General features: G+C 41.2%; 26 protein-coding genes and 2 pseudogenes. 15 read left to right on the forward strand and 13 right to left on the reverse strand.

Features of this window, described 5'->3' with window-relative positions; all coding sequences use genetic code 11:
- Positions 1-27 precede the first annotated feature (27 nt).
- Complete coding sequence (locus tag C3F22_RS05940; protein WP_125278643.1) at positions 28-1,119, reverse strand: 3-deoxy-7-phosphoheptulonate synthase; 1,092 nt, start codon at positions 1,117-1,119, stop codon at positions 28-30.
- Between the two features lie 127 nt (positions 1,120-1,246).
- Positions 1,247-2,137: a sulfite exporter TauE/SafE family protein gene (locus C3F22_RS05945; protein WP_104426056.1), complete on the reverse strand. Its 891-nt coding sequence runs from the start codon at positions 2,135-2,137 to the stop codon at positions 1,247-1,249.
- A gap of 407 nt (positions 2,138-2,544) precedes the next feature.
- Between C3F22_RS05945 and lpxB the strand changes: the two genes are divergently transcribed.
- On the forward strand, positions 2,545-3,717 hold the full coding sequence (lpxB, locus tag C3F22_RS05950; protein WP_104426057.1) for a lipid-A-disaccharide synthase: 1,173 nt from the start codon (positions 2,545-2,547) through the stop codon (positions 3,715-3,717).
- Here lpxB and C3F22_RS05955 read toward each other — a convergent pair.
- Positions 3,706-4,656, reverse strand: coding sequence for an AraC family transcriptional regulator (locus C3F22_RS05955; RefSeq protein WP_104426058.1), 951 nt, complete (start codon positions 4,654-4,656; stop codon positions 3,706-3,708). The genes lpxB and C3F22_RS05955 overlap by 12 nt on opposite strands.
- A gap of 188 nt (positions 4,657-4,844) precedes the next feature.
- Here C3F22_RS05955 and C3F22_RS05960 point away from each other — a divergent pair, with 188 nt between their 5' ends.
- The gene (locus C3F22_RS05960) at positions 4,845-6,059 is read left to right on the forward strand and encodes an alkane 1-monooxygenase (protein WP_104426059.1); all 1,215 of its coding nucleotides are present in this window, start codon (positions 4,845-4,847) and stop codon (positions 6,057-6,059) included.
- 134 nt (positions 6,060-6,193) lie between these two features.
- Positions 6,194-6,946 (forward strand): IS5 family transposase, encoded by a 753-nt coding sequence (locus C3F22_RS05965; RefSeq protein WP_104426060.1) that lies wholly within the window; start codon positions 6,194-6,196, stop codon positions 6,944-6,946.
- Positions 6,947-6,955: 9 nt separating this feature from the next.
- On the opposite strand, the gene C3F22_RS05970 is transcribed toward C3F22_RS05965, so the two are convergent.
- The gene (locus tag C3F22_RS05970) at positions 6,956-8,779 is read right to left on the reverse strand and encodes an acyl-CoA dehydrogenase (RefSeq protein ID WP_171284742.1); all 1,824 of its coding nucleotides are present in this window, start codon (positions 8,777-8,779) and stop codon (positions 6,956-6,958) included.
- 78 nt (positions 8,780-8,857) lie between these two features.
- Between C3F22_RS05970 and C3F22_RS05975 the strand changes: the two genes are divergently transcribed.
- On the forward strand, positions 8,858-9,838 hold the full coding sequence (locus C3F22_RS05975; RefSeq protein ID WP_104426062.1) for a GlxA family transcriptional regulator: 981 nt from the start codon (positions 8,858-8,860) through the stop codon (positions 9,836-9,838).
- Positions 9,839-9,883: 45 nt separating this feature from the next.
- On the opposite strand, the gene C3F22_RS05980 is transcribed toward C3F22_RS05975, so the two are convergent.
- The 3 genes and pseudogenes from C3F22_RS05980 to C3F22_RS05990 form a co-directional block, all read right to left on the reverse strand.
- Positions 9,884-10,213, reverse strand: a complete 330-nt coding sequence (locus C3F22_RS05980; RefSeq protein ID WP_104426063.1) for a hypothetical protein — start codon at positions 10,211-10,213, stop codon at positions 9,884-9,886.
- Entirely contained in the window at positions 10,210-10,416 is a 207-nt protein-coding gene (locus C3F22_RS05985; RefSeq protein ID WP_104426064.1) for a helix-turn-helix transcriptional regulator, read from the reverse strand. The genes C3F22_RS05980 and C3F22_RS05985 overlap by 4 nt, the downstream gene beginning before the upstream one ends.
- 150 nt (positions 10,417-10,566) lie before the next feature.
- Positions 10,567-11,328: pseudogene (locus C3F22_RS05990) on the reverse strand (MFS transporter); the annotation flags it as partial.
- 57 nt (positions 11,329-11,385) lie between these two features.
- Between C3F22_RS05990 and C3F22_RS05995 the strand changes: the two are divergent.
- Complete coding sequence (locus tag C3F22_RS05995) at positions 11,386-12,414, forward strand: transposase (protein ID WP_077067961.1); 1,029 nt, start codon at positions 11,386-11,388, stop codon at positions 12,412-12,414.
- A 17-nt stretch (positions 12,415-12,431) separates the two neighbouring features.
- Here the strand turns inward: C3F22_RS05995 and C3F22_RS06000 are convergent.
- Positions 12,432-12,872, reverse strand: a pseudogene (locus C3F22_RS06000) (MFS transporter); the annotation flags it as partial.
- Complete coding sequence (locus C3F22_RS06005; RefSeq protein WP_004785531.1) at positions 12,869-13,312, reverse strand: MarR family winged helix-turn-helix transcriptional regulator; 444 nt, start codon at positions 13,310-13,312, stop codon at positions 12,869-12,871. The pseudogene C3F22_RS06000 and the gene C3F22_RS06005, both read right to left, overlap by 4 nt.
- A 260-nt stretch (positions 13,313-13,572) precedes the next feature.
- On the opposite strand from C3F22_RS06005, the gene C3F22_RS06010 reads away from it, so the two are divergent.
- Genes C3F22_RS06010 through C3F22_RS06020 form a run of 3 tightly spaced genes read left to right on the forward strand, consistent with a single transcriptional unit; the run spans position 13,573 to position 16,136 of the window.
- On the forward strand, positions 13,573-15,018 hold the full coding sequence (locus C3F22_RS06010; RefSeq protein ID WP_104426065.1) for a cytochrome ubiquinol oxidase subunit I: 1,446 nt from the start codon (positions 13,573-13,575) through the stop codon (positions 15,016-15,018).
- Complete coding sequence (cydB, locus tag C3F22_RS06015; RefSeq protein WP_104426066.1) at positions 15,015-16,019, forward strand: cytochrome d ubiquinol oxidase subunit II; 1,005 nt, start codon at positions 15,015-15,017, stop codon at positions 16,017-16,019. Before C3F22_RS06010 ends, cydB begins: the two co-directional genes overlap by 4 nt.
- A 9-nt stretch (positions 16,020-16,028) precedes the next feature.
- On the forward strand, positions 16,029-16,136 hold the full coding sequence (locus tag C3F22_RS06020; RefSeq protein WP_104426067.1) for a DUF2474 domain-containing protein: 108 nt from the start codon (positions 16,029-16,031) through the stop codon (positions 16,134-16,136).
- Positions 16,137-16,217: 81 nt separating this feature from the next.
- On the opposite strand, the gene C3F22_RS06025 is transcribed toward C3F22_RS06020, so the two are convergent.
- From C3F22_RS06025 to C3F22_RS06035, 3 genes are all read right to left on the reverse strand, one after another.
- Positions 16,218-16,835 (reverse strand): thermonuclease family protein, encoded by a 618-nt coding sequence (locus C3F22_RS06025; RefSeq protein ID WP_104426068.1) that lies wholly within the window; start codon positions 16,833-16,835, stop codon positions 16,218-16,220.
- Positions 16,836-16,995: 160 nt separating this feature from the next.
- Positions 16,996-17,871, reverse strand: coding sequence for a LysR family transcriptional regulator (locus C3F22_RS06030; RefSeq protein WP_104426069.1), 876 nt, complete (start codon positions 17,869-17,871; stop codon positions 16,996-16,998).
- A gap of 1 nt (position 17,872) precedes the next feature.
- Complete coding sequence (locus C3F22_RS06035) at positions 17,873-18,754, reverse strand: IS982-like element ISAba9 family transposase (protein WP_004282326.1); 882 nt, start codon at positions 18,752-18,754, stop codon at positions 17,873-17,875.
- A gap of 234 nt (positions 18,755-18,988) precedes the next feature.
- Between C3F22_RS06035 and C3F22_RS06040 the strand changes: the two genes are divergently transcribed.
- From C3F22_RS06040 to C3F22_RS06070, 7 genes are all read left to right on the forward strand, one after another.
- Positions 18,989-20,230 carry an acyl-CoA dehydrogenase family protein gene (locus C3F22_RS06040; protein ID WP_104426070.1) on the forward strand — a complete coding sequence of 414 codons (1,242 nt, stop codon included), beginning with the start codon at positions 18,989-18,991 and terminating at the stop codon, positions 20,228-20,230.
- A 54-nt stretch (positions 20,231-20,284) separates the two neighbouring features.
- Complete coding sequence (locus tag C3F22_RS06045) at positions 20,285-21,406, forward strand: phosphotransferase family protein (RefSeq protein WP_034171364.1); 1,122 nt, start codon at positions 20,285-20,287, stop codon at positions 21,404-21,406.
- Positions 21,403-22,101: a histidine phosphatase family protein gene (locus C3F22_RS06050; RefSeq protein ID WP_104426071.1), complete on the forward strand. Its 699-nt coding sequence runs from the start codon at positions 21,403-21,405 to the stop codon at positions 22,099-22,101. The genes C3F22_RS06045 and C3F22_RS06050 overlap by 4 nt, the downstream gene beginning before the upstream one ends.
- A gap of 53 nt (positions 22,102-22,154) precedes the next feature.
- Complete coding sequence (locus tag C3F22_RS06055; RefSeq protein ID WP_104426072.1) at positions 22,155-22,898, forward strand: SDR family oxidoreductase; 744 nt, start codon at positions 22,155-22,157, stop codon at positions 22,896-22,898.
- Between the two features lie 412 nt (positions 22,899-23,310).
- Complete coding sequence (locus tag C3F22_RS06060) at positions 23,311-24,369, forward strand: fatty acid desaturase (protein WP_104426073.1); 1,059 nt, start codon at positions 23,311-23,313, stop codon at positions 24,367-24,369.
- Between the two features lie 218 nt (positions 24,370-24,587).
- A complete protein-coding gene (locus tag C3F22_RS06065; protein WP_005235857.1) occupies positions 24,588-25,298 on the forward strand; it encodes an SGNH/GDSL hydrolase family protein in 711 nt (236 codons plus the stop codon).
- A 32-nt stretch (positions 25,299-25,330) separates the two neighbouring features.
- Positions 25,331-25,915: a uracil-DNA glycosylase family protein gene (locus tag C3F22_RS06070; RefSeq protein WP_104426074.1), complete on the forward strand. Its 585-nt coding sequence runs from the start codon at positions 25,331-25,333 to the stop codon at positions 25,913-25,915.
- Positions 25,916-25,975: 60 nt separating this feature from the next.
- Here C3F22_RS06070 and C3F22_RS06075 read toward each other — a convergent pair whose 3' ends face one another.
- The gene (locus tag C3F22_RS06075; RefSeq protein WP_034171361.1) at positions 25,976-26,467 is read right to left on the reverse strand and encodes a pyridoxamine 5'-phosphate oxidase family protein; all 492 of its coding nucleotides are present in this window, start codon (positions 26,465-26,467) and stop codon (positions 25,976-25,978) included.
- Positions 26,468-26,524 lie beyond the last annotated feature (57 nt).

Consider the following 26,524-nt stretch of genomic DNA (forward strand, 5'->3'; position numbering starts at 1 on the left):
TCTTGTCGATGGCGTTTGTCAGTTCGTTTAACGATTAGGTAAAACGTCCTTCAATGCCTCATGCATGTCAAGCAACACTTTTTCTGTGGTCTCCCAATCGATACAGCCATCAGTTACTGATTTTCCATATTCCAGATCACAAAGATTGGCAGGGATATCCTGACGACCACCTTTCAGGTGACTTTCTACCATAATACCAACAATTGACTTGTTTCCATCAAGAATTTGTTCAGTAATGTTTTTTAAGACAAGCGGTTGTAAGTATGGGTCTTTATTTGAGTTTGCGTGGCTGGCATCAATCATGATTTTGCCACTGACTTTTGCTTTCGCAAGAGCTGCCTCAGCATCTGCAACTGAACCTGCATCGTAGTTAGGTTTGCCATTACCGCCACGTAGAACCACGTGTGCATATGGGTTACCTGAAGTACGAATCACCGCAACCTGACCTTGATCGTTAAGGCCCAAGAAGCTGTGACCATGTTTAACAGATTGCATTGCATTGGTCGCAACAGTTAAGCCGCCGTCTGTACCATTTTTGAAGCCGACTGGTGAAGACAGGCCAGAAGACATTTCACGGTGAGTTTGGCTCTCAGTAGTACGTGCACCGATCGCTGACCATGAAATTAGATCTTGATAGTACTGTGGAGAGTTTGGATCCAGTGCTTCTGTCGCACATGGCAGGCCAAGTTCATTCAGCTCCAGTAACAGTTTACGACCGATACGCAGACCTTTCTCAATATTGAAAGAGTCATTCATATCAGGGTCATTGATCAGACCTTTCCAGCCTACAGTTGTACGCGGTTTTTCAAAATAAACACGCATTACGATATACAGGCTATCTTTTACTTTTTCGCTTAAAGCTTTTAAACGTTCAGCATATTCATGCGCAGCCGCTGGATCATGAATTGAACATGGACCAATCACTACAAAAATACGCTTATCCTTGCCATCCAGGATATTACGAATCGTTTCACGACCATGCAGTACGGTTTGATAAGCAGTTTCAGTCAAAGGTAACTCTGCTTTCAACTGAGCAGGTGTTACCAAAGGAATCATGCTTTGGATATTCACGTCATCAATATCTGATGCTGAAATAGGTTTTGACTGTAGTGTATTCATTGCCGTCACTGGTTTGATCATACAAAAGGTTGTTTAATAGCCTGAATATAACATGAATGATGCGTCACTTTGTTATAAAAAAGATGAATACTTCTTTGAAAAAAAAGTGATGAATCCATGATTTAGTTTAAACAGCAGCTGTTTTTTCTACTGCTGTTACCAATTCAGGTTGGGCGGGTTGTGCCGGTTTTGACTTGACTGGATTCACAATGAAATTCACGCCAAGACAGAACAGGGTAATCCCAAGAATTTTACGGATAATTTTCTCTGGCATACGTGAACTGATCAGTGTACCAATCACAATTGCTGGAATAGAACCGCAAAGTAACCAGCCTAATAAAGTAAAGTCTACATTACCAGCACTCATATGGCCCAGACCTGCGACTAAAGTTAGAAGTACTGCATGTACTACATCCGAACCGATAATGCGGATCATGGGTAAATTCGGAAACATGAGGATCAGGGCCATAATACCGAAAGCACCGGCACCGACAGATGACAGGGTCACAAACACGCCCAGTACAATCCCCATGATCACGATCAAGACACGTTTATTACCAGATTTAAAGTCAACTTTGTCCAGATCCTGAGTCATGTCAGGCAGTTCTTGTTTGCGGTATTTATTAAAAAACTTTTCAATAGAATTGCGGAATATAATAGATGCCCCGGTAAGGGTCAGCATAAAGCCCAATACCATAGTCAGTGTTGCTTTATAATGTGTCGATTGACTAAGGTAATTCTCAAGTACCCAGTGGGTCACAAATGAGGCAGGGATACTACCGATCGCCAGCCAGATTACAATGGGCCAGACAATATTCATTTTCTTGGCATGAACCAATGAACCACAGAATTTAGAAATTGCGGCATAAAGAAGGTCTGTACCAATCGCGATATGCGGTTCAACCCGAAGCAGTGTAATCAGGATTGGGGTCATCAATGAACCGCCACCGACACCGGTAATCCCGACACAGAAACCTACCAATACACCTGCTAAAATAAATTCAATCGGACCAAACATGCATATATGCCAAAATCAAAAAACGAGCATATCTTATGACTTTTAAATATAAGTCGTTGTCTTGATTATTGATTTGCTTATTCTAAAAAGAGATAAAGACTGTAAAATTTAAAGTAATTCATCCTAATTTATATTTTAATTTGAATCATCTAGCACACCTTTCTATTGCTAAGCCTGAAAATTGATAAAGATTCTGCAAAATGCCTTTTGATTTATTTGTTTAAAGATCAGCCGCTTTAAATTTATTTTAATTTTTAAGCTGGGCTAAGGCGCGAGCGTTGTACAGCTTCCAGAGTTTTATTATTTGGGATAGCCACGATTTGTGAGTTCAACACTTAGGCATGCTCAAATCACGCTTTATGATAGAATCTGAACGGAATTAATTTGTCTCATTCGAGGGAATACACTTGCAAAATCGGAAACTTAAAATCGGAATCGTGGTGGGAGAAGTATCTGGAGATACGCTTGGTGCGAAGCTCATCCGTAGTTTTCGAGAGCAGGGTATTGATGCAGAGTTTGAAGGGATCGGCGGTCCACAAATGCTGGCGGAAGGCTTCAAGAGCTACTATCCAATGGATATTCTCTCGGTCATGGGCATTGTTGAAGTCCTGAAAGATATTAAAAAACTGTTTGCAGTTCGTGATGGTCTGGTCGAGACCTGGACGAAAGATCCAGTCGATGTGTTTATCGGTATTGATGCGCCTGATTTTAATTTGCGACTTTCCAAGGCCCTGAAACAAAAACAGGTACCGATTAAGACCGTGCAATATGTCAGTCCTTCAGTCTGGGCATGGCGTCAGGGCCGGATACATGGTATCAAGGCCTGTATTGATCTGGTGCTGTGCCTATTTCCATTTGAAAAAGCATTTTTCAAGAAATGGGATGTTCCGGCTGCCTTTGTCGGTCATCCATTGGCAAGCCAGTTACCCCTCAACAATGATCTGGCTGAAGCGCAGGCAGAACTGGGTCTCGATTCTACGCAAAAGTATATTGCACTGCTGCCGGGGAGCCGCCGTGGTGAAATTGAACGTTTAGGACCATTGGTACTGGATGCAGCCAAAATTCTGCATCAGAAATATCCAGATTATATTTTTCTGATTCCAGCCATTAATGAGATGCGCAAACAGCAGATTGAAAACTTGCTGGCACAATATCCGGACAGTTTAAAAGCGCATATCCGCCTGATGGAAAATACCAGTAGCGAGTCAAAAATTGGCCGCCAAGTCATGAATGCTTCCAATATTATTGCCTTAGCTTCAGGTACTGCGACACTGGAAGCCATGTTATTGCATCGTCCGATGGTGACCTTTTATAAATTGCACTGGCTGACTTACCAGATTGCCAAATTGCTGGTCAAAATTCCTTATTTCTCGTTGCCAAATATTATTGCGGGCAAAAAAGTCATTCAGGAATTAATTCAGTCTGAAGCAACGCCTGAAAATCTGGCTGCTGAAATTGAAAAGCTGATGGATATTGAAGCAGCTCAAATTCAAGTGATGCAGCATCTCACCATGCATAAGCAGCTGCTTTCCGGCAATAGTGAAGATCCTGTCAAATCGGTACTAGACTTAGTCCAATAAAGGCGTCTTGTTTTTCTGACAGGCAATACGATATTGGGTCGGGGTTAGTTCAAACTGTTTTTTAAAGCTTTGACTAAACGCCGTTTCCGAAGAATAGCCCACCAGATAGGCGATCTGCTGAATGCAAGATCCGCTATTTCTGAGATATTGTGCTGCCAGTCGAAGTCGATGCTGTTGCAGATAAGCTAATGGCGGCTCACGAACAATCTGGGTAAACAGCTGGGCAAATTTGGAACGCGACATATGGCATTGTTCAGCCAAACTTTCTACAGTCCAAGGCTGTTCTGGTTTGCCATGAATCGCTGCCAAGGCATTGGATAGTTCAGGATGCGAAAGGGCATTTAGCCAGCTTGAGGCATTTTCCAGATTTAAAATATAATCTCGTACGCATTCAATCAGTAAAATACTGACCAGATGATCCAGAATCTTGTCCCGTCCAGGACGAAGTTGTTGGGTTTCTAGCGCCAGAAATTGCAAACCAACTTGTAACCATTCTGGTGCTGTATCTCCCAGAATATGCTGGATGTGCAGATATTTAGGTAAAGCACTCAATAGCGGTTTCGCCATCTGGATATCCAGATTGGAACGAATCGCCAGAATAAAACTGCGTTCTGCTGAATGGGTGATATTGAGATCCACACATTGCTGTGCATGAGTCTGAAAATAAGAGTTGATCGAATGATGTTCAGAAAAATCTGCATTACCGGGACTAGAAATCCGATGGGCAGAACCTGCAGGCAATAACACCAGATCGCCTTGTTGCAGCTCAAGCAAATCACCATCTTTAAATATTAATTGCGCTTGACCTTGCAATAACACATAAGCCAGCATGGAAGGTTCATATTCATAATCAAACCCGCCTGGATGGAACACATTGAGGTAGAGATATTCTGATTTTTCCAGATGAATATCATCAAAAATTTTACTTAAAGCATCCATGCCTGACTCTATTCTTTTGTTTTAATTAATTTAATTAAATTTAAATAGTCCAGAATTGTGATTTAAGGCCAAGATTTAGCCTATTGCGCCAAAGACGCTGACATAGTTTTTCTGGACGTTCAATACTGTTCGCTAATGCTGAAATATTCAACTATATGTGCAGAGTAACATAAAAAAGGAGGGTCGCAATGAACGCCCCTGCACAAATTAGCAAAGCTCTGTTCACGCAGGATGCGTCAGTGCTGAAAGGTTTACAACTGGATAAAAAACGTTTTGGCTGGCTGCTCAGTCCCAGTTTGCCTGTGATCGGTATGGGAATTCTGGCTGGCTATCATTTTGGTCCCAAAGCCACTAAAAAAGTCTTTGCGATGGGTGGACCTTTATTATTGCATGTGATTATCCCGACTCTGGATGCTTTAATTGGTGATGATGCCAATAATCCAAATGATGAGCAGATTCAGGCATTGGTCAGAGATCCTTATTATGACCGGATCGTGAAGATGTTTATTCCTTTGCAAATGGCTGCCAATGCTTTTGCAGGCTATGTAGTATCCCGCCCAAATGTTTCTCTGGTCGATCAGGTTCTACTTGGCGTATCTATGGGGGCGATCAATGGAATCGGCGTGAATACTGCGCACGAGCTGAGCCATCGTTCTCAGAAAAAAGACCATTACTGGTCGCATGCCAGCCTGATGCCACTGGCCTATAACCATTTCCGGATTGAGCATCCTTATGGACATCATAAACGGGTGGCGACGTCAGAAGACCCGGCATCTTCGAAAATGGGTGAATCTTTCTACCGTTTCTGGCCACGTACCGTATTGGGTGGCTTGAAATCAGCAATTCAGATAGAAAAAAGACGTTTGGAACGTAAAGGCTTAAAATTCTTTAGTCAGGAGAATGAACTGTTTCATGGCTGGGCCATGAGTGCAGGCTATCATGCCTTGATGTTGAAAACGTATGGCAAGAAAATTATTCCTTATACGCTGACCCAAGCCTTCTATGGCATCAGCCTGTTTGAGATCGTGAATTATATCGAGCATTATGGGTTGAAACGCGGGCAAAAAGCGGATGGTACCTATGAGCGAACCTTGCCCGAGCATAGCTGGAACAATAACAACATCGTGACTAATCTGTTCCTGTACCAGTTACAACGCCATTCGGATCATCATGCCTATCCAAGCCGGCCATTTCAGGCATTGCGACATTTTGATGAAGCGCCAGAATTACCAAGTGGTTATGCTACCATGCTGATTCCAGCACTGATTCCACCATTGTGGTACAAGATGATGGATCAACGTGTGTATCAGCATTATCAAGGCGATCTGACTAAAGCGAATATTCTGCCTTCGAAGCGTGCCAAGCTACTTAAGAAATTTGGTCTAAAAGACGCTGCGGCTTGATGATGTAAACAAATAAAAATGCGCCATTCGAGGCGCATTTTTATTGATTTTTAATTAGGGCGTGTCCTCATTTGAAGAATTGGTTTTAAATACTTAAAATCCTCCTTTAAGTTATTTTTATTTCTATATTTTCAATGGCACGTACTCTTCTTACCGATGATATCTGGCAGCAAATTCAAGATACTATGCGATTACATGGTTGCTACCGTTCAAAGAATAGTAGAAATATCATGGAAGCGATCTTATGGAAACTGCGTACAGGCACCACATGGCGTGATATTCCTCAAGAATTTTGTCCTTGGCAAACTGCTTATAATCGTTTTAATCGTTGGGCAAGCAAGGGATTATGGAATAAATTTTTTTTTAGATTACGAGGCGTCTTGGATCAAGAATGGGTATTCATTGACGGAAGCTACATACGCGTGCATCAACATGCAAGTGGAGCTCGGAATGGTTTCGAAAGAGCAATTGGACAATCACGTGGTGGACGAACAACAAAAATACATCTTGCAACCGACGCGAATGGATTACCGATTGATTTTAAAATCACTGGGGGTGGCGTCCACGACAGTCAAGTTGCAAAACAACTGATTGATACTGTAGGCGAGGCAACTTATCTCATTGCTGATAAGGGGTATGATGCTGAGCACATTAGAATATATGCCCAGAACAAGGATATGATTCCCATCATTCCAATGAGATCAAATAGTAAAAGATCGAATAAGGAGTTTGATAAATATCTATATAAATTAAGACATTTAGTTGAAAATGTGTTTGCGAGATTGAAGCATTTCCGAGCGATTGCAACCCGATTTGATAAGCTTGCACGAAATTACCAGTCTATGATTTACATTGTTTGCATGTTTATTTGGTGTAAAGCCAAATGAGGACACGCCCTAGAACCAGTCACTTTGCATATTTAGACAGGTGTCATCGAAGTTCATCAGTAATTTAGCCTGATGTTCAATTTCAGGCAGTTCCCAATGAATAAAATATTGAGCTGCCTGAATTTTACCCGTCAGAAAGGCTTGATCTTCCTGTTGAGAAGATGTGCCAAATTTAAGTTGAGCCTGATTGGCCATTTCCATCCACAACCACGCGATAATAGTTTTGCCCATCATATCCAGATATAGCCCAGAATTGGCCAAAGCTTCACTAACTTTGCCTTGATGCAGAGCCTGACCTAAAACCTGAGTGGTCTTTTGCACAGTGGCAAGATGCTGTTTATAGACATCTGCCAGTTCTGTTAACTTGCTATCCTGAATCTCAAATAAGGTTTTCTGGATGCGTTGCATGAGCAGAGTCAGGCCTTTGCCATTGTGCTGCCAGAGTTTACGGCCTAATAGATCCAGAGACTGAATCCCATAAGTGCCTTCATGAATCGGATTAAGACGGTTATCCCGATAGCATTGCTCAACCGGATATTCACGCGTATAGCCTGCACCACCCAAGACCTGAATCGCCAGATCATTGGCTTTAGGACCATAGGCAGAAGGGAAGGACTTGACCACGGGTGTAATGAGATCCAGCAAAATGGCACTATCTTCATCTTGTGCAGCCTGATGTTCATCAATTAAGCGGGCTGCAAATAAGCACAGCGCCAAAGCACCTTCAACATAAGACTTTTGTGCTAATAACATGCGTTTGACATCAGTATGCTCAATGATATTCACGGGCTTGGCACCAGGTGTTTTTTCATGAACCAGCCGGCCTTGAGGACGGTTTTTGGCATAGTCCAGAGATTCCAGATAACCACGATAACCAATCATGGCTGCACCGAGACCAACACCGACACGTGCTTCATTCATCATCTTGAACATGTATTTTAAGCCATGCCCCGCTTCACCAATTAAATAGCCTAAGCAATTGTCATTTTCCCCAAAGCTTAGAACTGTTGAAGTAGTGCCGCGATAGCCCATTTTGTGTAGCAGGCCAGCCAGCTGGACATCATTGGATTCACCTAAAGTGCCATCTGTATTGGTTTTGAGTTTCGGCACAATGAATAGGGAAATACCTTTTACGCCTTGTGGTGCATCTTGGATACGAGCCAGAACCAGATGCACAATATTTTCAGTAATGTCCTGATCACCACCAGAAATAAACATTTTCTGGCCTTTAATTTTATAGCTTCCATCTGCCTGAGAAATCGCTTTAGTGGTCAGATCTCCCAAAGAGGAACCTACATTCGGCTCGGTCATCGCCATAGTCCCGGCAAAGCGGCCACTGAGCATATGCGGCAAGAACATTTGTTTTTGTTCTGAAGAAGCAAAGGCCTGAATCAGATTTGCTGCAGCGGCTGTCAGAAAAGAGTAGGCAACAGTCGAAGGATTCGCCGACATGAAATAGGCATTGCAGGCCATATTCACCAAAGTCGGCAATTGCATGCCGCCGTCTGCGTAATCATGCTGGACGCAGAGTAGGCCAGCATCAGCAAATTGTTGCCATGCTATTTTCACTTCATCAATGGTCTTCACCTGTTTGCCATCAAAACTCGGTTCGTGATGATCAGCCTTGGCATTATGCGGCGCAAAATAATCGGTCGCGATGCCTTTTGCCGTTTCCAGAATGCTATCAAAGGTATTTTTGTCATGATCCTGATAACGTTCCAGGTCAGTTAAGGCTTCGAGTTTGAAAACATCATAAAGCAGAAAATTGAGGTCTTTATCATTAATCAGCTGAGTCACAGTACGATCCTGAATGTGTAATCCTTGAGATAGCATCAAGACTAGCAGTTGCATTTATCAAGGAGGATTGTCAATAATGACATGAATAGGGTGAAAAAAGACAAATAGAAAAATATGCAACAGGTAGTGATTTTAGGCTTTGATGGTGCTTTGGCTTCAGCAATTACAGGTGTCGTCGATTTATTTGCTATGGCTGGCGTGAGCTGGAACCGGATTCAGCAGCAGGATGTACAACGCCTGTTTAAAGTCAGGATCGCCAGTCCAGATGGACAGCCAATTCGTTGTATTAATGGTCTGGAATTGCAAGCTCATTGTGCGTATAAAGAGATTCAAACAGCAGATATTCTGGTAGTGCCGACCATTGCCGCACCTATTCAAGAGGTACTGGATGAAAATCCAGGCCTGATTCAGTTTTTAACTTCCGCTCATGCACAATCCACCTTAATCGCTGGAAACTGCACCGGAAATTTCTTTCTGGCAGAAGCCGGCATTTTAGATGGACGTGTGGCGACAACGCATTGGGGATTTCAGGACATGTTTCGTGCCCGTTATCCTCAGGTCAAACTCAATGCCGATCTGATGATTAGCCGGGATCAGAATATTTACTGTGCAGGTGGAGGCTTGGCCTGGTTTGACTTAGGCTTGCATCTGATTGAACGTTTCTATGGTTTTGAAGTTGCCATGCAATCTGCCAAATCCTTTGTGATTGATTATCGACGTGATAGTCAATTGTCTTATTCATTAATGAAGATTGGTCAACCTCATCATGATGAACTGGTGCAAAAGATTCAGGACTGGTTAGAGCAGCATTTTCATGAAGAATTCACTTTGAATGCACTGGCAGAACGTTTTAATGTCACCACTCGTACTTTAATCCGGCATTTTAAGCAGGCGCTAAATATTGCACCGAACCAGTATCTGCAAGCCATTCGTATTGAAGCGGCACGTAAGCGTCTTGAGGAAACCGATCAGGCAATAGATCTGATTATGCAAAATGTCGGCTATCAGGATCCAAGCTCATTTCGGCGTTTATTTTATAAAAAAACAGGGTTAACACCCTTAGAATATCGCCGTCGTTTTAGCCGACGTTTCTAGATTTTGATAAACAGAGAGATTCGAAAATCTCTCTTAACATACTTATTAGCTAAAGATGTCTTTACGTAAATAATGCGTATAAATAGTTGAGGCGATGCTTTGCAGGAAGCCAGTGAACATGATCCAGTAAATGAAAACTTCACGTTCTAACCATTTTAGTCCGAAGCCTTCAAATCCGATGATGATCAAAAAGGCTGAACTAATCCCCAAAAATAAAATGTTATAGGATAATGACTTCTGCTTTAATAAAATCATGGTTCCTCTTTCGTCTTTGGCTTCCTGTGAGCACTCAAAGCGTATTTTATATATTTCACAGCAAATCACAGCAACCACAATACTTAAAATACTAGCCATCAATAACCAATATAGTGTCATGTTTCTTCCTCAGCATAACTAAACAGTTCCTCAATCGTGGTTTCAAGCACATTTGCTAACTTGAATGCCAGTATCAAGGAAGGGTTGTACTTCTCTTTTTCTAATGCAGTAATCGTTTGGCGGCTGACTGCCACTGCATCAGCAAGCTGTTGTTGTGTCCAACGTTTTTTAGCACGGAACACGATGATGTCATTCTTTAACATGTCTTTACTCCAACATCATTCAAAATGTAATATATATTTAACATTGTGTAAATTATATATTTCATAATGATGAAAATAAGCGTCATTTAAAAAGGTCGAGATATAAAAAACGGGCTTGATGCCCGTTTAAAAAGTATTGAATCAACTCGTTTAAGCTTTGACTGAGGTCGATTTAACCTTGCGGCCATGCAGCAGGTAATACCAGATCAGACAGCTAAAGGTAAGCAATGCAGAGAACAGATAAAGCTGACGATAACCCACCTGATCCAGCAGCATGCCGAGGAAATAAGGGCCGAAACCAAGACCTGCATCCAGTGCAATAAAGAAGGTTGAGGTGGCGAGGCCCATCCGTTGCAAGGTGGTACTTTTCACAGCAATGGTTTGACACACGGACTGGATATTCCCGAAACCAAAACCTAATAACGCGGCACTCGCCAGTAACATCACAGAGTTTTGTGTTTGACTCAGCATCAGAATACCTACTGCCATAATCACGATTGCAGGGTAGATAATGATGTTTTCACCTTTACGGTCCATTAATGGGCCAGTAAAAGGACGCGACAGCAGAATAGCAAAGGCATACATCAGGAAGAAGAAAGAGGCTGCTTCGACCAGATTGATGTCCTTGGCATAGAAGTGAATAAAGGATAGTACGCCTGAATAACAGGTAGCCACCAGCAGGACAATCACTGCAATCGGCAAGGCATTGGGCTCTACATATTGAGCGAGTTTACTGGCAGATTGTGGAACAGAGGAAGTTGATGTACCACTCGCTTTAAGGCGCGGCGGCTGGATAAACAGACCGCAGATCAGGCAGCTGAGCGCAACGATAGTGGTGAAGATAAAAATCACCTGATAATTAAAATTCGTCATCAGCCAGATCCCGACAAAAGGACCAATCGCTGTACCAAGCTAGGACTTACGCATTGAGGGATTTAAAAAAGTCTCAAACTACTTTATAACGTATCTGTGATCAGACGAACTAAACATGCTTCTACAGCAACTTGTACATTACCCATTTATATGGGCTTTCTCATGACAGAACCAAACTCTATTAGCTGCACACAACTTGCCGAGACTTATAATATCTCGCATGACAGTGTAAATCGCTTTTTGGAGCGTGAAGACTACACAGCTCGCGATCTATATCAAGAAGCAATTCAACACATTGATAATAATAAACTTATAGTCAGTATTGATGATACTGTTTTAGATAAGCCATATAGTCAACATATGGACTTAGTTAGCTATTTTTGGTCAGGTAAACACCACCGATCCGTCAAGGGTATTAATCTCATTACCTTGTATGCGACAGATCAACATGGCAAAAATATTCCAATTAATTTTCGAATTTATGATAAGTCAGAAAGTAAAACCAAGAATGATTACTTTATGGAGATGTTAAGTGAAGTACTCGATTGGGGTGCAAAGATTCAATTCATTACAGGTGATAGTTGGTATTCATCGACTGAAAATCTAAAAACCATAAGAAAACATGGTATTCGATTTATGTTTGGTGTCGACAGTAACCGTAAGGTTTCCCCTGAAAAAGGACAATGGTTTCAACTCCGTTTATTGCCGAATTTTCATCAGGGTCAAGTGGTCTGGCTCAAAGATGTTGGCTTTGTACAATTATTTAAGACTCAGTTAAAAGAACAGCAGAGATTTTATATTGTGCATCAAGATGAAGATGATTTATTGTCCTTTGATGGTTTTTATGAATTACATTCAAGTCATTGGAAAATAGAACAATATCATCGAGTAATTAAACAGGTTTGTCATATTGAAAAGTTTCAAGTAAGACGATCCAAGCTGATTTTGAATCATATTTTCTCAGCCTTGATGGCCTATGTTGAGATACAAAAGAACCAGTTTGAGCGGATCTTTGAAAATGTATATCGTTGGCAGAAGAAATTATTTAGACCAATTATCAAGAACTTTATTGATGAATTTATTCTCGATAAGAATCATCTGCTGCCACAGAAAATCTATAAATAATAGTGCGTAAGTCCTACAAGCGTACTGCTCATACTGAAATAACCGATACCTTCACCACGTCGTGTTGCCGGAATGGTTTGCGCAATTACTGTGCCGAGTACGGTAGAGGCCATACCCATCATAAAGCCGTGGATCAGACGAATACCCAATAACACTTCTAGTTTGGCCGGAATCATATAAAGTCCGGAAAATAGTAAAAAGCCAGTCAGGCCAATCACTAGAGTATTTTTCAGCCCTAGACGATTCAGCAACTTCCCAATAAATAAGCGTCCAATTAGCGTTCCGACAATAAACAGACCGGATACCAGACCGGCTTGTGCAGTCGATGCTCCCAGTTCAGCGACCGAGAAACCGACAATCACGATCACCAGCAGGTAAAACACCAGAACAAGCTGGAAATTAACCAGACTGACCAGGACGAAATTAGGGGTCCATAAGCGGGCTTGATCTTGGCTCATTGTGGTGTTTCCTGAGATGAAGGGTGTAATTGCTGAATCAGCTGAACCAAAGTATTTTTACTGCTTTGCAGATCATCTGCGTCAATCTGTTGCAGTAACTGATCTTCAAAAGCATCAATCTGTTTAGAACACAGGTTAAAGGTTTTAACCCCTTGCTCGCTGAGTTTAAATACTTTTTGACGTTTATCTTCGGTTTCGATCTGGCAGATTAAGTCGAGTTCACTTAAATGCTGGATACGTTTGGTTATGCTTGGTTTTGAAACATTTAAATAGCTTGAAATATCAACCAGCGTGCATTGCTGTTGGGATTGAATGGTATAGAGCACTTGCCATAAGGAATAATTAAGTTGGGAGGATAACAAAATAGTATTGATTTCATCACTCATGAGTCGTGCGCAACGCAGCAACAGTGAACGAAATCTGGAAGAGGGTTGAAACATATAGTTAACCTAGCTAACTAAATTGTGCCTAATTTACGCCTCTTTATTCAATTAGACAAGAGGGAAATTTTGAAAATTTTTGCATGGTTAACGTCTTTTTGACTAAGTTATTACAAGTCTTTAACCTGATTAAAAAACAATCAACAAAAGACTACATACTTTTAAGAATGATTCAGCCTAAGCTACCTAAGCACTAGAAAAATCCATCACTTAATAACTGAAGGGCAGATATGCCAAATAACACTACATAGGTGAAGTTTATGACTCTGGGTTTAACTGCATTAGAGTTAGCACGTATACAGTTCGCCTTTACTGTATCTTTTCATATTATCTTTCCTGCAATTTCAATCGGATTGGCAAGTTTTCTGGCTATTCTGGAATGGCGCTGGTTAAAGACTAAAAATCCGATTTTTCAGGATCTGTTCAAGTTTTGGGTCAAAATTTTCGCCGTTGCATTTGGTATGGGCGTCGTATCCGGTGTGGTAATGAGCTATCAGTTCGGAACCAACTGGAGTGAGTTTTCCCGGGTCGCTGGAAGTGTGACCGGACCCTTGCTGGCTTATGAAGTTTTAACTGCGTTCTTTTTAGAAGCCGGATTCCTGGGCATCATGCTCTTTGGCTGGGATCGGGTTGGCCCACGAGCACACTTTTTCTCCACTTTAATGGTCGCAGTCGGCACCTGTATTTCCATGTTCTGGATTTTATCTTCCAATAGCTGGATGCAGACCCCACAAGGTTTTGCGATTGAAAACGGCCTAATCGTCCCGCAGGATTGGGTAGCGATCGTATTTAACCCGTCTTTTCCTTATCGTCTGGCCCATATGGCGATGGCCGCCTTTCTGGTCTCGGCCTTACTTGTAGCCTCAACAGCAGCATGGCATCTGATCAAGGGTCGTCGCGATCCTTTAGTTAAAACTTCATTTTCCATGGCCATGTGGCTGATTCTGGCACTTGCACCTTTACAGATTTTTGTGGGGGATATGCATGGTCTGAATACACTTGAACATCAGCCAGCCAAACTGGCCGCGATGGAAGGCCATTGGGAAACCAATCATGATGAAGGAATGCCTTTATACCTGTTTGGGATTCCAGACATGCAAGCGGAAGAAACCAAATATGCAATTGGTATTCCTAAATTGGGTAGTCTGATTCTGACGCACTCTATGGATGGAAAAGTCACGGGGCTTAAAGATTTTGCGCCTGAAGATCGACCCAATTCACTGGTCGTGTTCTGGAGTTTCCGGATTATGGTCGGGATGGGTATGTTGATGCTCTTGCTTGCATTATGGGGGCTATGGTCACGTACCCGAGGACGTTTTTATGAGTCACGTGGTCTGCATCGTTTTGCACTCATCATGGGTCCATCCGGATTTCTTGCCATGCTGGCAGGATGGTTTACCACAGAAGTCGGCCGTCAACCTTGGGTTGTCTACGGCATTATGCGGACCAAAGATGCATTATCACCAGTGTCCGCTGAACAGGTCGGTTTGACCTTGATTATCTTTGTGGTGGTGTACTGCGTTGTTTTTGGCGTAGGAATTTTCTACATGTTGCGCCTAATGCATAGAGGTCCAGAATTTATTCATTCCAGACCACACCATGAATCGGATAGCGATGTGGTTCAGGCTTCCCGTCGACCATTGAGCAGTATTCGCGAGCGTATTGAAGATGTTCCTGAACATCCGGATCAGGAGGATAAAAAATGATTGATTTATCATTAATTTGGATTGCGATTATTGGACTGGGTGTACTGGTCTATACTATTCTCGATGGTTTCGATCTGGGCATTGGCATTCTATTTCCATTCTTCCCGCATCAGGATGAACGCGATGTCATGATGAATACGGTCGCTCCGGTCTGGGATGGTAATGAAACTTGGATGGTTCTAGGGGGCGCTGGATTATTTGCTGCCTTTCCATTGGCTTATTCGACGGTACTCTCAGCACTGTATATGCCCATTATCCTGATGGTGATCGCCTTGATTTTTCGTGGTGTTGCTTTTGAGTTCCGTTTTAAGGCGAATAAAAGCAAACATTGGTGGGATAAAGCTTTTATAGGTGGATCGATCGTCACCAGTTTCTTGCAAGGGATGATCCTGGGTGCATATATTCAGGGAATTGAAACACGAAATGGTGTCTATGTAGGTGGTGGTCTGGATTGGCTCAGTCCATTTAGTATATTTACAGGAATCAGTGTCGTGGTGCTATATGCAGCATTAGGCTGTGGATGGCTCATTTATAAAACCGGTGATGATTTACAGGATCGCATGTTTAAACTGATGCCGAAGCTGATTATAGCCTTATTGATTATTCTAGGTGCAGTTAGTGTTTATACGCCGTTGACCCATCCGCAAGTTGCGGAGCGCTGGTTCAGCCAGCCTCAATTTACCTACTTTATGCCCGTACCGATCCTGGTCATATTGTTTACCTGGCTGGCCTTACGTGCCTGTAAAAGACGCAGTGAACTAGGACCATTTTCCTATATGTTAGTGCTGGTATTCCTGGCATATACCGGTTTTCTGATTAGTCTGTGGCCTTATATTATTCCACCATCAGTCACGATCTGGCAGGCAGCGGCACATGAAAATAGTCAGTTATTTGCTTTGATTGGAGCCTTAGTCCTGATTCCGATTATCGTGATTTATACCTGCATGTCCTATTGGGTATTCCGGCATAAGGTGCGTGTTGGTGATGATGGTTATCATTAAGGAGCAGGTATGACACGCAAACAGATAGTATGGTTTGTAGGCTTATGGCTTGCAGGTTTTTTGACACTGGCACTTATTGCAGGGGCATTCCGCTTTCTGGTGCATTTGGCCTATTAGGTCATCATATGAACTGAACAAGCAAAAGGGATTTGTTAGTACAGATCCCTTTTTTATAAGCTAAATTTTAGATCTTAAAAATCAAGATGAGGCTTTGATCTGTTTACGATACACACTTGGACGGACAGGGCGGCTATTTTTCCATAACCCTTTTTTCTGCTTTTTGGCTTTATTCTGTAGTTCCATCATATAGCGTAAATGGTTTTTATCCCGGATATATTCCTCATAAACCCATGCCGCACCACGTTTCACAATCTCTTCATTGATATTCTTGCGATAACGATAGACCACACCGACACAGCGACCATATCGGTCAATATCAGTAATTTGTACACGAATTATTTTATTTTTAACCATACTTTGAACCAGGCGTAACGATTCCTTACCATAGGCCTGTGAAGATTCAGGTGCATCGACATAAGCAAAGCGCAGTTTGGTCTCAGAGCGACGGATATTAAAACGGTAGCAGGTGAGGGTATCGCCATCACTGACAGCACTAACCCGGCACCAGTATTTCTTACCTTTCTTAAAGGGGCGAAATAGGTCCTTTAAATACACCGTAATTTTATGCAGTAGATAATAGGAAAAACACAGAAGTACGAAGCCCAGCACAATTTGCCAGGTGGTGGAGAGATGTAACAAGGGCAAGATCCAAATCAGCAAAAACAGCCGCATAAACACAGCTAAAAGTTGAGCCATTTTAGATCAAAGCCACTCCGCATAAGGCTTAAAAAGTCATCAATCAGTGTTTAGTTTTGTACCGATAAAATAGCCTAAGCACTATCAAATTAACCCAATCGCAATCCTAAAACCTGATAATAAAATAGCCTAAGCAATTTTAAATCATCTAATAAATAGCCTAAGTAAAAATTTTATAAATTTCATTTTTCAAAAATCGATGTCTTTTATTTTCTTGCAGATCTTTATGCCAATACATCCCCATATTAATTTTCGGCAGTTGTACAGGAACATCAAAAATATTCAGACAGTTTGCTAACTGTAGATGTGTCAATACATTTTTAGGAATTGTCAGCATGGCAGTCTTTTGTTGTTCCAGAATTTGGAGGGCTGTGGAATAGTGCTGACAACGTAAAAAAATCTGCCGGGAATAATGTTTTCGACTTAAATATATATCTTCAACTAAAACTCCCGTACGGCGTGAGGAAACGCCAATATGAGGTGAGGCCAGATAAATCTGTTCATTCATTTCTGTTTGTTGTGTACAGACCACGAATTCATCTTGTACCAGTCGTTCAAACTGAATTTTTTCACTAATACTTTGCTCCAGATCAATGACAAAATCGACCTGTTGAGAGGCGAGATCTGCAGCAATATTTTTACGGTCGAGTTTCATGCTACTCAGCTGAAGATCCAGGTTAATTTTTTGAAAATGTTGAACCAGTTTTGGAAATATCATGGGTTCAATTTCATCATGTACAGCGATTTTTAAGCTATGAATCAATTCCGGTCTGAATTGCTGATGCTGCATCGAAATATTCTGAATCGCAAAAAGTGCATTTTTAATTTCAGGATAGATCTGATCCGCAAACGGTGTGGGCTGCATCTTGCTACCCGTTCGCACAAATAAATCATCCTGTAAATGCTGTCTTAAACGTTGTAAAGCATGACTGGCCGCTGACTGGCTTATCGATAGAATTTGCGCAGCTTTAGAAATACTGTTTTGTTCGTAAATGGCAATAAAAAGTGGATAAAGATTAATATCAATAACGCCAATCTCAACTTAAAATAAGATTTTCGAATTGAATTGGTGAATGACCAAGCTTTTTATTTAGCACCACACAAATTGTATGCGACAGAATTTTACGAGTTATGCGGTGGGTTAAATGCCATAGATCTTTTGCCCTCACTTTCTGAATGTGAAAGCGATCTGTTAATTGACCAATCACTGTTTCAATCTTTCTTCTGGCTTTCATCAGTATTTGCAGTGTCTCTTTAGGTCTGAAATCTATCATGTTTTTTCTAAAGGGTGTTTGTAAATCAATACCCTGATATTCATAATATCGTTTCAATTCTGGTCTTAAATAGCCCTTATCTGCTCCCAGTAAACCGTAAATATCATTCGTAATTTCAGGTGCAACATCTCGCTCATCACAATGAGCAGGTGCAAAGGTATAACCCGAAATCATGCCTGAAAGATTAATGACGATATGAGCTTTGAAACCATAATATTTTTCTTGTTTTGCAGCACAATAACTAAAACCTGCGTATTCTTTAAAGTTTTTATGCTTTCTAGCTCTGGTATAACTACAGACAGGGAGTGGGAAGCCATCAATAAAGTGAATGTTATCTGAACCATAACGCTGAATGAGCTGTGCCATAATGGATTGACTGACATGCCACAGGTTTGCACAATGTTTACAGAAATTGGGATAAGATCCTAATTTTGGAAACCATTCTAACCAATTGTTTTTGAAATACATCCAAATATTTTTGTCTGTATCTAAACCAAGAAATTCACCTACTATTTGCATAGTGATGATTTCTGCATCAGTAACAGCAGGCGGAAAACCACGAGTTCTCAGGGGCTGAGTAACAACAATGGGATAAAGTTCTTCTATGATTACATAGACAAAAATGATAAATTCTTCAATGGACATAACTTTGCTTTAATTTCTTGGTGGAAACTAAAATAGGGTTATGTCCTTTTTATTTCAATCACTTAAAAAGTTGAGATTGGGGTATCAATACGATGAAAATTTCGTAGGTCCATCACGGTTTTTGAATGAATACTATGCATACTGCTATATGGAATTAAATCATTTTATTCATAATATATTTTGGGTTAAGGTGTTGTAAAGCGTATGAATTAGAATATTCAGAGGGATAAAGCAATGTTTGAGTTGTCTGTACGAGCACAGGATTATTTAAATAGAACAAAAAAGTTTATTACTGATGAAATTGAACCTGTCGAGGCTGGTTTCTGGCATCAGGTGCATCAACTGAATCAAGGTGGCGACTGGACCAAATGGCAATGGCCGGCAGAGCTTGAAATATTGAAAGATAAAGCCAAAGCGGCAGGTCTTTGGAATATGTTTTTGCCTTGTCCAGAATTAGGTCAGGGATTATCCGTTCAGGAATATGCACATATCGCTGAACTTTCTGGACGAAGCCTGATTGCACCTACCGTCTTTAACTGTAATGCGCCAGATAGTGGTAATATGGAAGTATTGTGGCGCTATGGTTCTGAAGAACAAAAACAGCAATGGTTGATGCCACTTCTGGAAGGGAAAATCCGTTCAGTGTTCTGTATGACTGAACCTGCTGTGGCTTCAAGCGATGCTACCAATATGCAGGCGACGGCAGTAGTTGAAGGTGATGAAATTGTTTTGAATGGTCGTAAATGGTGGTCTTCGGGTTTGGGTGATCCAAATGCCAAAATCATCATCTTTATGGCACATACACCGGATGAATCCAAAGATCGTCATCATCAGCATTCCATGGTTTTAGTTCCAGTCGATACTGCAGGCGTGAAAATTGAACGGATGCTTCCAGTCTTTGGTGATTATGATGCACCACATGGCCACGGCGAAGTCAGCTTCGATAATGTTCGTGTTCCAGTTTCGAATTTTATTGGGGGTGCAGGTCAAGGCTTTGAAATTGCCCAAGGGCGTTTAGGGCCAGGCCGTATTCACCATTGTATGCGTTGCATCGGTGCTGCTGAAAAATCATTAGAACTTATGATTGACCGGGGCATGAGCCGTACCGCATTTGGTAAAGAGATTTTAAAACTGGGTGGTAACCTGGAACGTGTCGCAGAAGCTCGCGTTGCCATTGATCAGGCTCGATTATTAACCTTGTGTGCTGCCTATAAAATGGATACTTTAGGGAATATGGCAGCACTGACTGAAATTTCTGCAATTAAAGTCGTTGCGCCAAGTGTACTGGAGAAAGTTGTGGATATGGCGATTCAGATCCACGGTGGTGCGGGTGTTTCTCGTGATACACCGCTGACCGGATTCTTTGCCCAAGCCCGTGCCTTACGTCTGGCTGATGGTCCGGATGAAGTGCATAAAGGTATGATTGCCAAGCTGGAACTGGCAAAACGTGGTTATAACACACGTCGTAAAAAATAAGCTGGCTTTATATACAGAACATTGAAACGTATTAGAAGATTTTAAGGAAAAATTATGGCGGTCATTGATGTAGGTGGGTCAGTTCGTGAAGGTGAGGAACTGGATGTACAGGCCATCACAGATTGGTTAAATCAACAAGGAGTAAATGTAGAAGGTCCTTTAGAGCTTACTCAATATTCCGGTGGAGCTTCAAACTGGACTTATCGTTTGCAATATGCCAATGCCGATTTGATTCTACGTCGTCCGCCTCAAGGGACTAAAGCTAAATCTGCGCATGACATGGCACGTGAATATCATGTACAAAAAGCTTTGGCTGAACACTATCCAGTCGTACCTGAAATGGTGGCACTTTGTCAGGATGAATCAGTCATTGGCTGTGATTTTTATGTGATGAAACGCATTGAAGGTATTATTCCGCGTGCCAAGCTGCCGCCTGAATTACAACTGACTGAACCAGATATCCAGACTCTATGTATTAATGTGATTGATAAGCTGATCGAACTACACCAAGTTCCTTACACTGGTACAGAACTGGAAAAGTTAGGTAAAGGTGAAGGCTATTGCCGTCGTCAGGTAGAAGGCTGGGATGCACGTTACGAAAAAGCCAAAACATTAAATGTTCCATCTTTTAAATACGTGCGTAACTGGCTGAAAGATAATATTCCATCTGATTCTAAAACCTGTGTCATTCACAATGACTGGCGTTTTGATAATGTCATTTTGGATCCAGAAAATCCAACTGAAGTTATTGGGGTGCTGGACTGGGAAATGGCCACTCTGGGTGATCCGCTGATGGACTTGGGTTCTGCCTTGGCTTATTGGGTAGAAGATACGGACAATGCCATTTTTAAAGCAACACGTCGTCAGCCCACCAATTTAAAAGGTATGTTTACCCGTAAAGAAGTGGTGGATTACTATCTGGAGAAAACCGGTCTGCAACCGGAAAACTGGACATTCTATGAGGTGTTTGGGATTTTCCGTCTCTCAGTGATTGCTCAGCAGATCTATTACCGTTATTACCACAAACAAACCAACAATCCGGCCTTTAAGGATTTTTGGGTAGTGATTCATGCCTTGCATATCCGTGCATTAAAACTGATTGGTCTACAAAAGCTTGAAGCCAATGACATTGCACAAAAATATATCCTGAAATTTAAAGAGTTAATGCAAAAATGACCACCATTTACTTGATCCGGCATGGACAGGCATCTTTCGGGGCAGCCAGTTATGATCAGCTTTCGCCAAATGGGGAACTACAGGCAAAATTGCTCGGTCGTTATTTTGATGAAATTCTGAAAGAAGCACCGTATGTAGTGGCTGGTTCTATGCAACGTCATCAACAAACGGCGCAGTTATCTCTAGAAGAATGTTTTCCTGAAATCGAGATTTTGACCGATAGTGCCTGGAATGAGTTTAATCATCAGCAGGTCTTTGCCCGTTATGAACCGCGTTTTAATCAGCCAGAACTGCTGAAGCAGGATGTCTCAGAACATGCCAATCCGCGAGACTATTTGAGCAAAATCTTTAGTGGAGCGATTGCTCGATGGACCTGTGATGATTATCACCACGAATATGATGAATCCTGGCCCAATTTTAAAAGCCGTGTAGAAACCGGTTTGCAAAATTTATGTGACCAGCTTGCGCAAACTAAACCGCGCTATGCAGTCGTGTATACCTCGGGTGGTGTCATCTCTGTCGCGGTAGGCAAAATCCTGGGTCTGAGTCCAGAGAAAACTTTCGCTTTAAACTGGGCAATTACCAATACCAGCATTACTACATTACGTCTGGTCGGAAATGAACCCCAGCTACTCAGCTTGAATGAACATCATTTTATTAAAGCACAACGTCCAGACCTGCTAACCTGGATTTAAAAATTTTTGAAGAGAAAACACCTTAGAAAAAAATAAAGGGATAGGGTAAAAATATGGCTAAAACGATTTTAATTACTGGTGCAAGTTCAGGGATTGGTGCCGGTATGGCACGTGAATTTGCAAAAAAAGGGTATAACCTGGCGATTTGTGCACGTCGTCTGGAACGTTTGGAAACTTTGAAGCAGGAACTCGAAAGCCGATATGATATTAAAGTCATTGCCAAAACACTGGATGTGACCAATTATGATCAGGTTTTTGAGGTTTTCCGTGCCTTTAAAGAAGACTTTGGCACCATTGACCGGATTATTGTCAATGCCGGTGTAGGTGAAGGCCGCCGGATTGGTAAAGGTAATTTTGCAATCAATAAAGCTACTGTTGAAACTAACTTTATTTCTGCATTGGCACAATGTGAAGCTGCAGTGGAAATTTTCCGCGCACAAAACTGCGGTCATTTGGTGATGATTTCATCGATGAGCGCAATGCGTGGTATGCCAAAACACTTGACCGCTTATGGCGCAAGTAAGGCAGGGGTTGCACATCTGGCTGAAGGCATTCGTGCTGAGCTAATTGATACACCAATTAAAGTTACGACCATTTTCCCAGGCTATATTCGTACTGAAATCAATGAAGGCGCGAAAAAATTACCGTTTGAAGTGGATGAGAAAACGGGTTCACGTCTATTGGCAGAAGAAATTGAAAAAGCGCCAGTCAAGGCTTATGTACCGAAGTGGCCTTGGTTGCCACTCGGTTTGGCAATGAAAGTATTACCGCTAAAATTAGTCAATAAATTAGGTTAAAACTTCAATTCAAAAAAGCTCCATCAGGGGCTTTTTTAATTTTTAGTATTTAAAAATTTGGATAAAAGTAGGTTGGATAATTCTGGTATCGGATTTAAAGGCGTTATAAATTATTAAGATGTTTAGTTAAATCCCTAAAAGTCATTAACACTTTGATGATGAATAAATTTTATTTCTATATAAAAATAAAAATTTTATCAGAATAGAGATAATTAAATTTTTTAGAAAAGAATTTTTAGACGATAAATTTTATAGAAAATATCTCCTTATTTTTCTGCTTTATTCTTGATCTTAAAAAAATTACTAAAACTGCCCAAAACTTGGACATACTCGCTGCGAAAGTGGAAAGATAACTTCTCTTTTTTATAAATTCCTTTAATGTACAATTGTTCAGAAATTAAAGGTTGTCCATATGTCTGCATCTTCGGATATGACTGACCAACAGCGAATCTCTAAGGTCAGAAATATCGTTACACAGGCCGGGGAAGAAATACGTACCCGTTATCCTATACTCAAACATCAGAATTTTATTGGTGCGAGTATTTTAGGTTTTGCCTGGACGGGGATGATCGCATGCGCATTGGCATATGGATATGGTTATCTTTCGGCGTGGTTCACCATTCCATTGATTGCAATTTTTGCTTCACTGACACATGAATTGGAACATGACCTGATTCATTATATGTATTTCAAAAAAACACCTTGGGCACATCATTTGATGCTGGCACTGGTCTGGCTGGCACGTCCAAATACGATTAGTCCATGGGCACGTCGTCGTTTACATTTGCACCATCATAAATATTCAGGCACTGAACATGACCTAGAAGAACGTGGCATCAGTAATGGTATGCCATGGGGGATTCGCCGCATACTAGTGATCAGTGACCAGTTGATGTCAGTGTATTTGCGTCCTTTTCAGATGTTTAAAATGATTCATCTTTTTATGGAGAAACAACCTGAAAAAGAACGTAAAGTTGCAATGATTTCTCAGCTCTTGGGCTTCTTGCCATTAAGCATGATTTATTATAGTCTGTGCTATTTATTTGTAGTTTTTCATGTAGGCAATGCTGTTGCACCAATCTTTGGTTATGAAATGCTTTGGTCGGAAAGTATCATCGAAGCTATGCCGCTCGTGAATTTCTTGGCAGTAATTTGGATCATTCCGAATTTTATCCGTTCTTTTAGCCTGCAATTCGTTAGCTCCAATATGCATTATTATGGTGATATTGATCCACGCGATGTCATCAAGCAGACTCAGGTACTGAATCCATGGTGGATGGTGCCATTCCAGTTATTTTGCTGTAATTTCGGTTCAACTCATGCGATCCATCATTTTGTGGTCAAAGAACCCTTTTATATACGTCAGTTGACCTCTAAAACGGCGCATAAAGTCATGAAAGAAGTGGGTGTACGCTTTAATGATATCGGAACTTTCAAGCGCATGAACCGCTGGAATGATCATAAAGTTTGATAGATCAGCTACATTAAAAAAAATCCCGCTAAATGGCGGGATTTTTTAATTTTTTAATCTACTCGTTAAGTAAAAATTTTATATACAAATATTAGAAAGCAATGTACGGACAAAATTCTAAGTTACGTGAATATTCATTAAAAATGACTGCTGAGGTATTACTCGTAATCCATAAATTGCAGTAAAATCAATCATATCTTTATATAAATTAGTCCATTATGTTGCTCAAAGCTGCCACTATCGCCTTAATTCCCGCGCTCATAATTCAGGGTAACCGTGTCAAAAAAAATACGATAAAACTTCCAGAACCAGAAGGTGCACGTGAAGGGCAAACAGGAACAGGAAAAAAACTTTCATTACTGATTGTAGGTGATTCAGCAGCAGCAGGCGTGGGCGTAGATCATCAGGATGATGCCTTACTCGGCGCGATTCTGAATGAGCTAAAAAATGACTTTGAAATTGAATGGAAGTTGCAGGCAAAAACAGGCGATACCACCTCAAAAGTCATTCATACTTTAGATCAGATTGAAGCTAAATCCTATGATGTGGTCGTGACTTCAGTCGGCGTGAATGATGTAACTAAACTCATGCCTGCCGATGTCTGGATCAAGAAGCAGGAACAGTTTTATAGCAAAATCCAGCAAAAGTTTAATCCAAAACTGGTCATTGCAGCCGGTGTTCCTCCGATGAATATGTTCCCGGCTTTACCGAATCCTCTGGCCTGGTTATTTGGTCAATATGCCAAACACATGAACCAGCAACTGGAAAAATTTGTGAACAAACAGAAAAACATGCAATGGATTGAATACGATATTGAAAAATATCGTGCCATGAATTTACAAATGGCCCAAGATGGATTTCATCCAAGTAAGGAAGTTTATACACTTTGGGGACAAGAAGTTGCTAGTAAGATCCGTCAGGCATTCTAAAATAACTGAAATACCTGAATCTGGAACAGTTTATGTTGGATATTGAAACCCATCCATTACCGCCATTTTTACCGCCCAATGCCAAATTACTGATGTTGGGCAGCTTTCCACCACCCGCAACGCGCTGGAAAATGAATTTTTATTATCCGAATTACCAAAATGATATGTGGCGGATATTTGGGTTAATTTTCTTTAAAAATAAAGATTACTTTTTGGACTTACCCAATAAAAAATTTCAGGAACATCTAATCCGTGAGTTTCTAACTGAAACGGGGATTGCGATTTTTGACAGTGCTTATCAGATCCGACGCCTGAAGGGAAATGCTTCCGATAAATTTCTGGAAATTGTAGTACCAACCAATTTGCAGGATCTATTCGGGAAAATGCCAGACTGCAACCACATCATGACCACAGGCGACAAGGCTACAGATACCCTGATGCTATCGATGCCTGAAGGTACGTTGAAACCAAGTATAGGCGAGCCCACTCAGGCACATTTTCTTGGACGTGAGCTGTATTTATACCGGATGCCGTCTTCATCCCGAGCTTATCCTTTGGCTCTAGATAAGAAAGCAAACAGTTATCGGATGATGTTCGAGCATGTCGGTCTAATTTGAGTTATGAATAAATATAAATTTTAAGTATATTTTTGAAATAAACTTACTTTTAGAAAGTTTTTAAATATTTTCTACCTGCATATTGGGATATTCGACCCAGCGATAATCCTTAACTTTAATATCCCGCACATGATGAAAGCTGGACCAGATCAGTTTGCTCCCTTTACTCCATTTTAAAGCTAAAATACGAGATTCAACTTTCTCAATCTCTTCCGCTGTAGCAGGACGTAAAGAGCCAATTTCTGCATATAGACGTACACCGGGATAATGCTTAAATTTTCCCTTAAACATGGAGCTTAACCAGAAAAGTTTGCTGCTATTCACAGCTTGAATGCATGCAAGTGGCTGATGCTGTAAATTTTCAGAGAAGGTGGTGGAGTAGATATCAAAAAAGAAACCTGTATTAGACTGCTGATCCAGGAAGACAGTTCCGATCGGAGTGATACTAGGAAAACCTTGGGGATTGACGGTTGCGATCGAACAATACATTGCTGCACGCTGTGCATTAGCAACTACCTGACGGATATTTTGCCATTCAGAAGGGGAAATCATGATGTTTTCTCTTTATTATTTTAATCAAGCTTAATCTGTATGTCTAAAATAGGCATT

Source organism: Acinetobacter sp. ACNIH1, from assembly GCF_002934695.1.
Lineage (GTDB): Bacteria > Pseudomonadota > Gammaproteobacteria > Pseudomonadales > Moraxellaceae > Acinetobacter > Acinetobacter variabilis.

Coding starts and splice junctions, on each gene's coding strand:
- C3F22_RS06065 (WP_005235857.1), top strand. CDS start 24,588: ATGTTGCTCAAAGCTGCCACTATCGCCTTAATTCCCGCGCTCATAATT.
- C3F22_RS06010 (WP_104426065.1), top strand. CDS start 13,573: ATGACTCTGGGTTTAACTGCATTAGAGTTAGCACGTATACAGTTCGCC.
- C3F22_RS05960 (WP_104426059.1), top strand. CDS start 4,845: ATGAACGCCCCTGCACAAATTAGCAAAGCTCTGTTCACGCAGGATGCG.
- C3F22_RS06045 (WP_034171364.1), top strand. CDS start 20,285: ATGGCGGTCATTGATGTAGGTGGGTCAGTTCGTGAAGGTGAGGAACTG.
- C3F22_RS06020 (WP_104426067.1), top strand. CDS start 16,029: ATGACACGCAAACAGATAGTATGGTTTGTAGGCTTATGGCTTGCAGGT.
- cydB (WP_104426066.1), top strand. CDS start 15,015: ATGATTGATTTATCATTAATTTGGATTGCGATTATTGGACTGGGTGTA.
- C3F22_RS05970 (WP_171284742.1), bottom strand. CDS start 8,779: ATGCTATCTCAAGGATTACACATTCAGGATCGTACTGTGACTCAGCTG.
- C3F22_RS06050 (WP_104426071.1), top strand. CDS start 21,403: ATGACCACCATTTACTTGATCCGGCATGGACAGGCATCTTTCGGGGCA.
- C3F22_RS05985 (WP_104426064.1), bottom strand. CDS start 10,416: ATGTTAAAGAATGACATCATCGTGTTCCGTGCTAAAAAACGTTGGACA.
- C3F22_RS05975 (WP_104426062.1), top strand. CDS start 8,858: ATGCAACAGGTAGTGATTTTAGGCTTTGATGGTGCTTTGGCTTCAGCA.
- C3F22_RS05940 (WP_125278643.1), bottom strand. CDS start 1,119: ATGAATACACTACAGTCAAAACCTATTTCAGCATCAGATATTGATGAC.
- C3F22_RS06060 (WP_104426073.1), top strand. CDS start 23,311: ATGTCTGCATCTTCGGATATGACTGACCAACAGCGAATCTCTAAGGTC.
- C3F22_RS06070 (WP_104426074.1), top strand. CDS start 25,331: ATGTTGGATATTGAAACCCATCCATTACCGCCATTTTTACCGCCCAAT.
- C3F22_RS06005 (WP_004785531.1), bottom strand. CDS start 13,312: ATGTTTCAACCCTCTTCCAGATTTCGTTCACTGTTGCTGCGTTGCGCA.
- C3F22_RS05980 (WP_104426063.1), bottom strand. CDS start 10,213: ATGACACTATATTGGTTATTGATGGCTAGTATTTTAAGTATTGTGGTT.
- C3F22_RS06075 (WP_034171361.1), bottom strand. CDS start 26,467: ATGATTTCCCCTTCTGAATGGCAAAATATCCGTCAGGTAGTTGCTAAT.
- C3F22_RS05955 (WP_104426058.1), bottom strand. CDS start 4,656: ATGGATGCTTTAAGTAAAATTTTTGATGATATTCATCTGGAAAAATCA.
- C3F22_RS06025 (WP_104426068.1), bottom strand. CDS start 16,835: ATGGCTCAACTTTTAGCTGTGTTTATGCGGCTGTTTTTGCTGATTTGG.
- C3F22_RS06040 (WP_104426070.1), top strand. CDS start 18,989: ATGTTTGAGTTGTCTGTACGAGCACAGGATTATTTAAATAGAACAAAA.
- C3F22_RS05945 (WP_104426056.1), bottom strand. CDS start 2,137: ATGTTTGGTCCGATTGAATTTATTTTAGCAGGTGTATTGGTAGGTTTC.
- C3F22_RS06035 (WP_004282326.1), bottom strand. CDS start 18,754: ATGTCCATTGAAGAATTTATCATTTTTGTCTATGTAATCATAGAAGAA.
- C3F22_RS06055 (WP_104426072.1), top strand. CDS start 22,155: ATGGCTAAAACGATTTTAATTACTGGTGCAAGTTCAGGGATTGGTGCC.
- C3F22_RS05965 (WP_104426060.1), top strand. CDS start 6,194: ATGGCACGTACTCTTCTTACCGATGATATCTGGCAGCAAATTCAAGAT.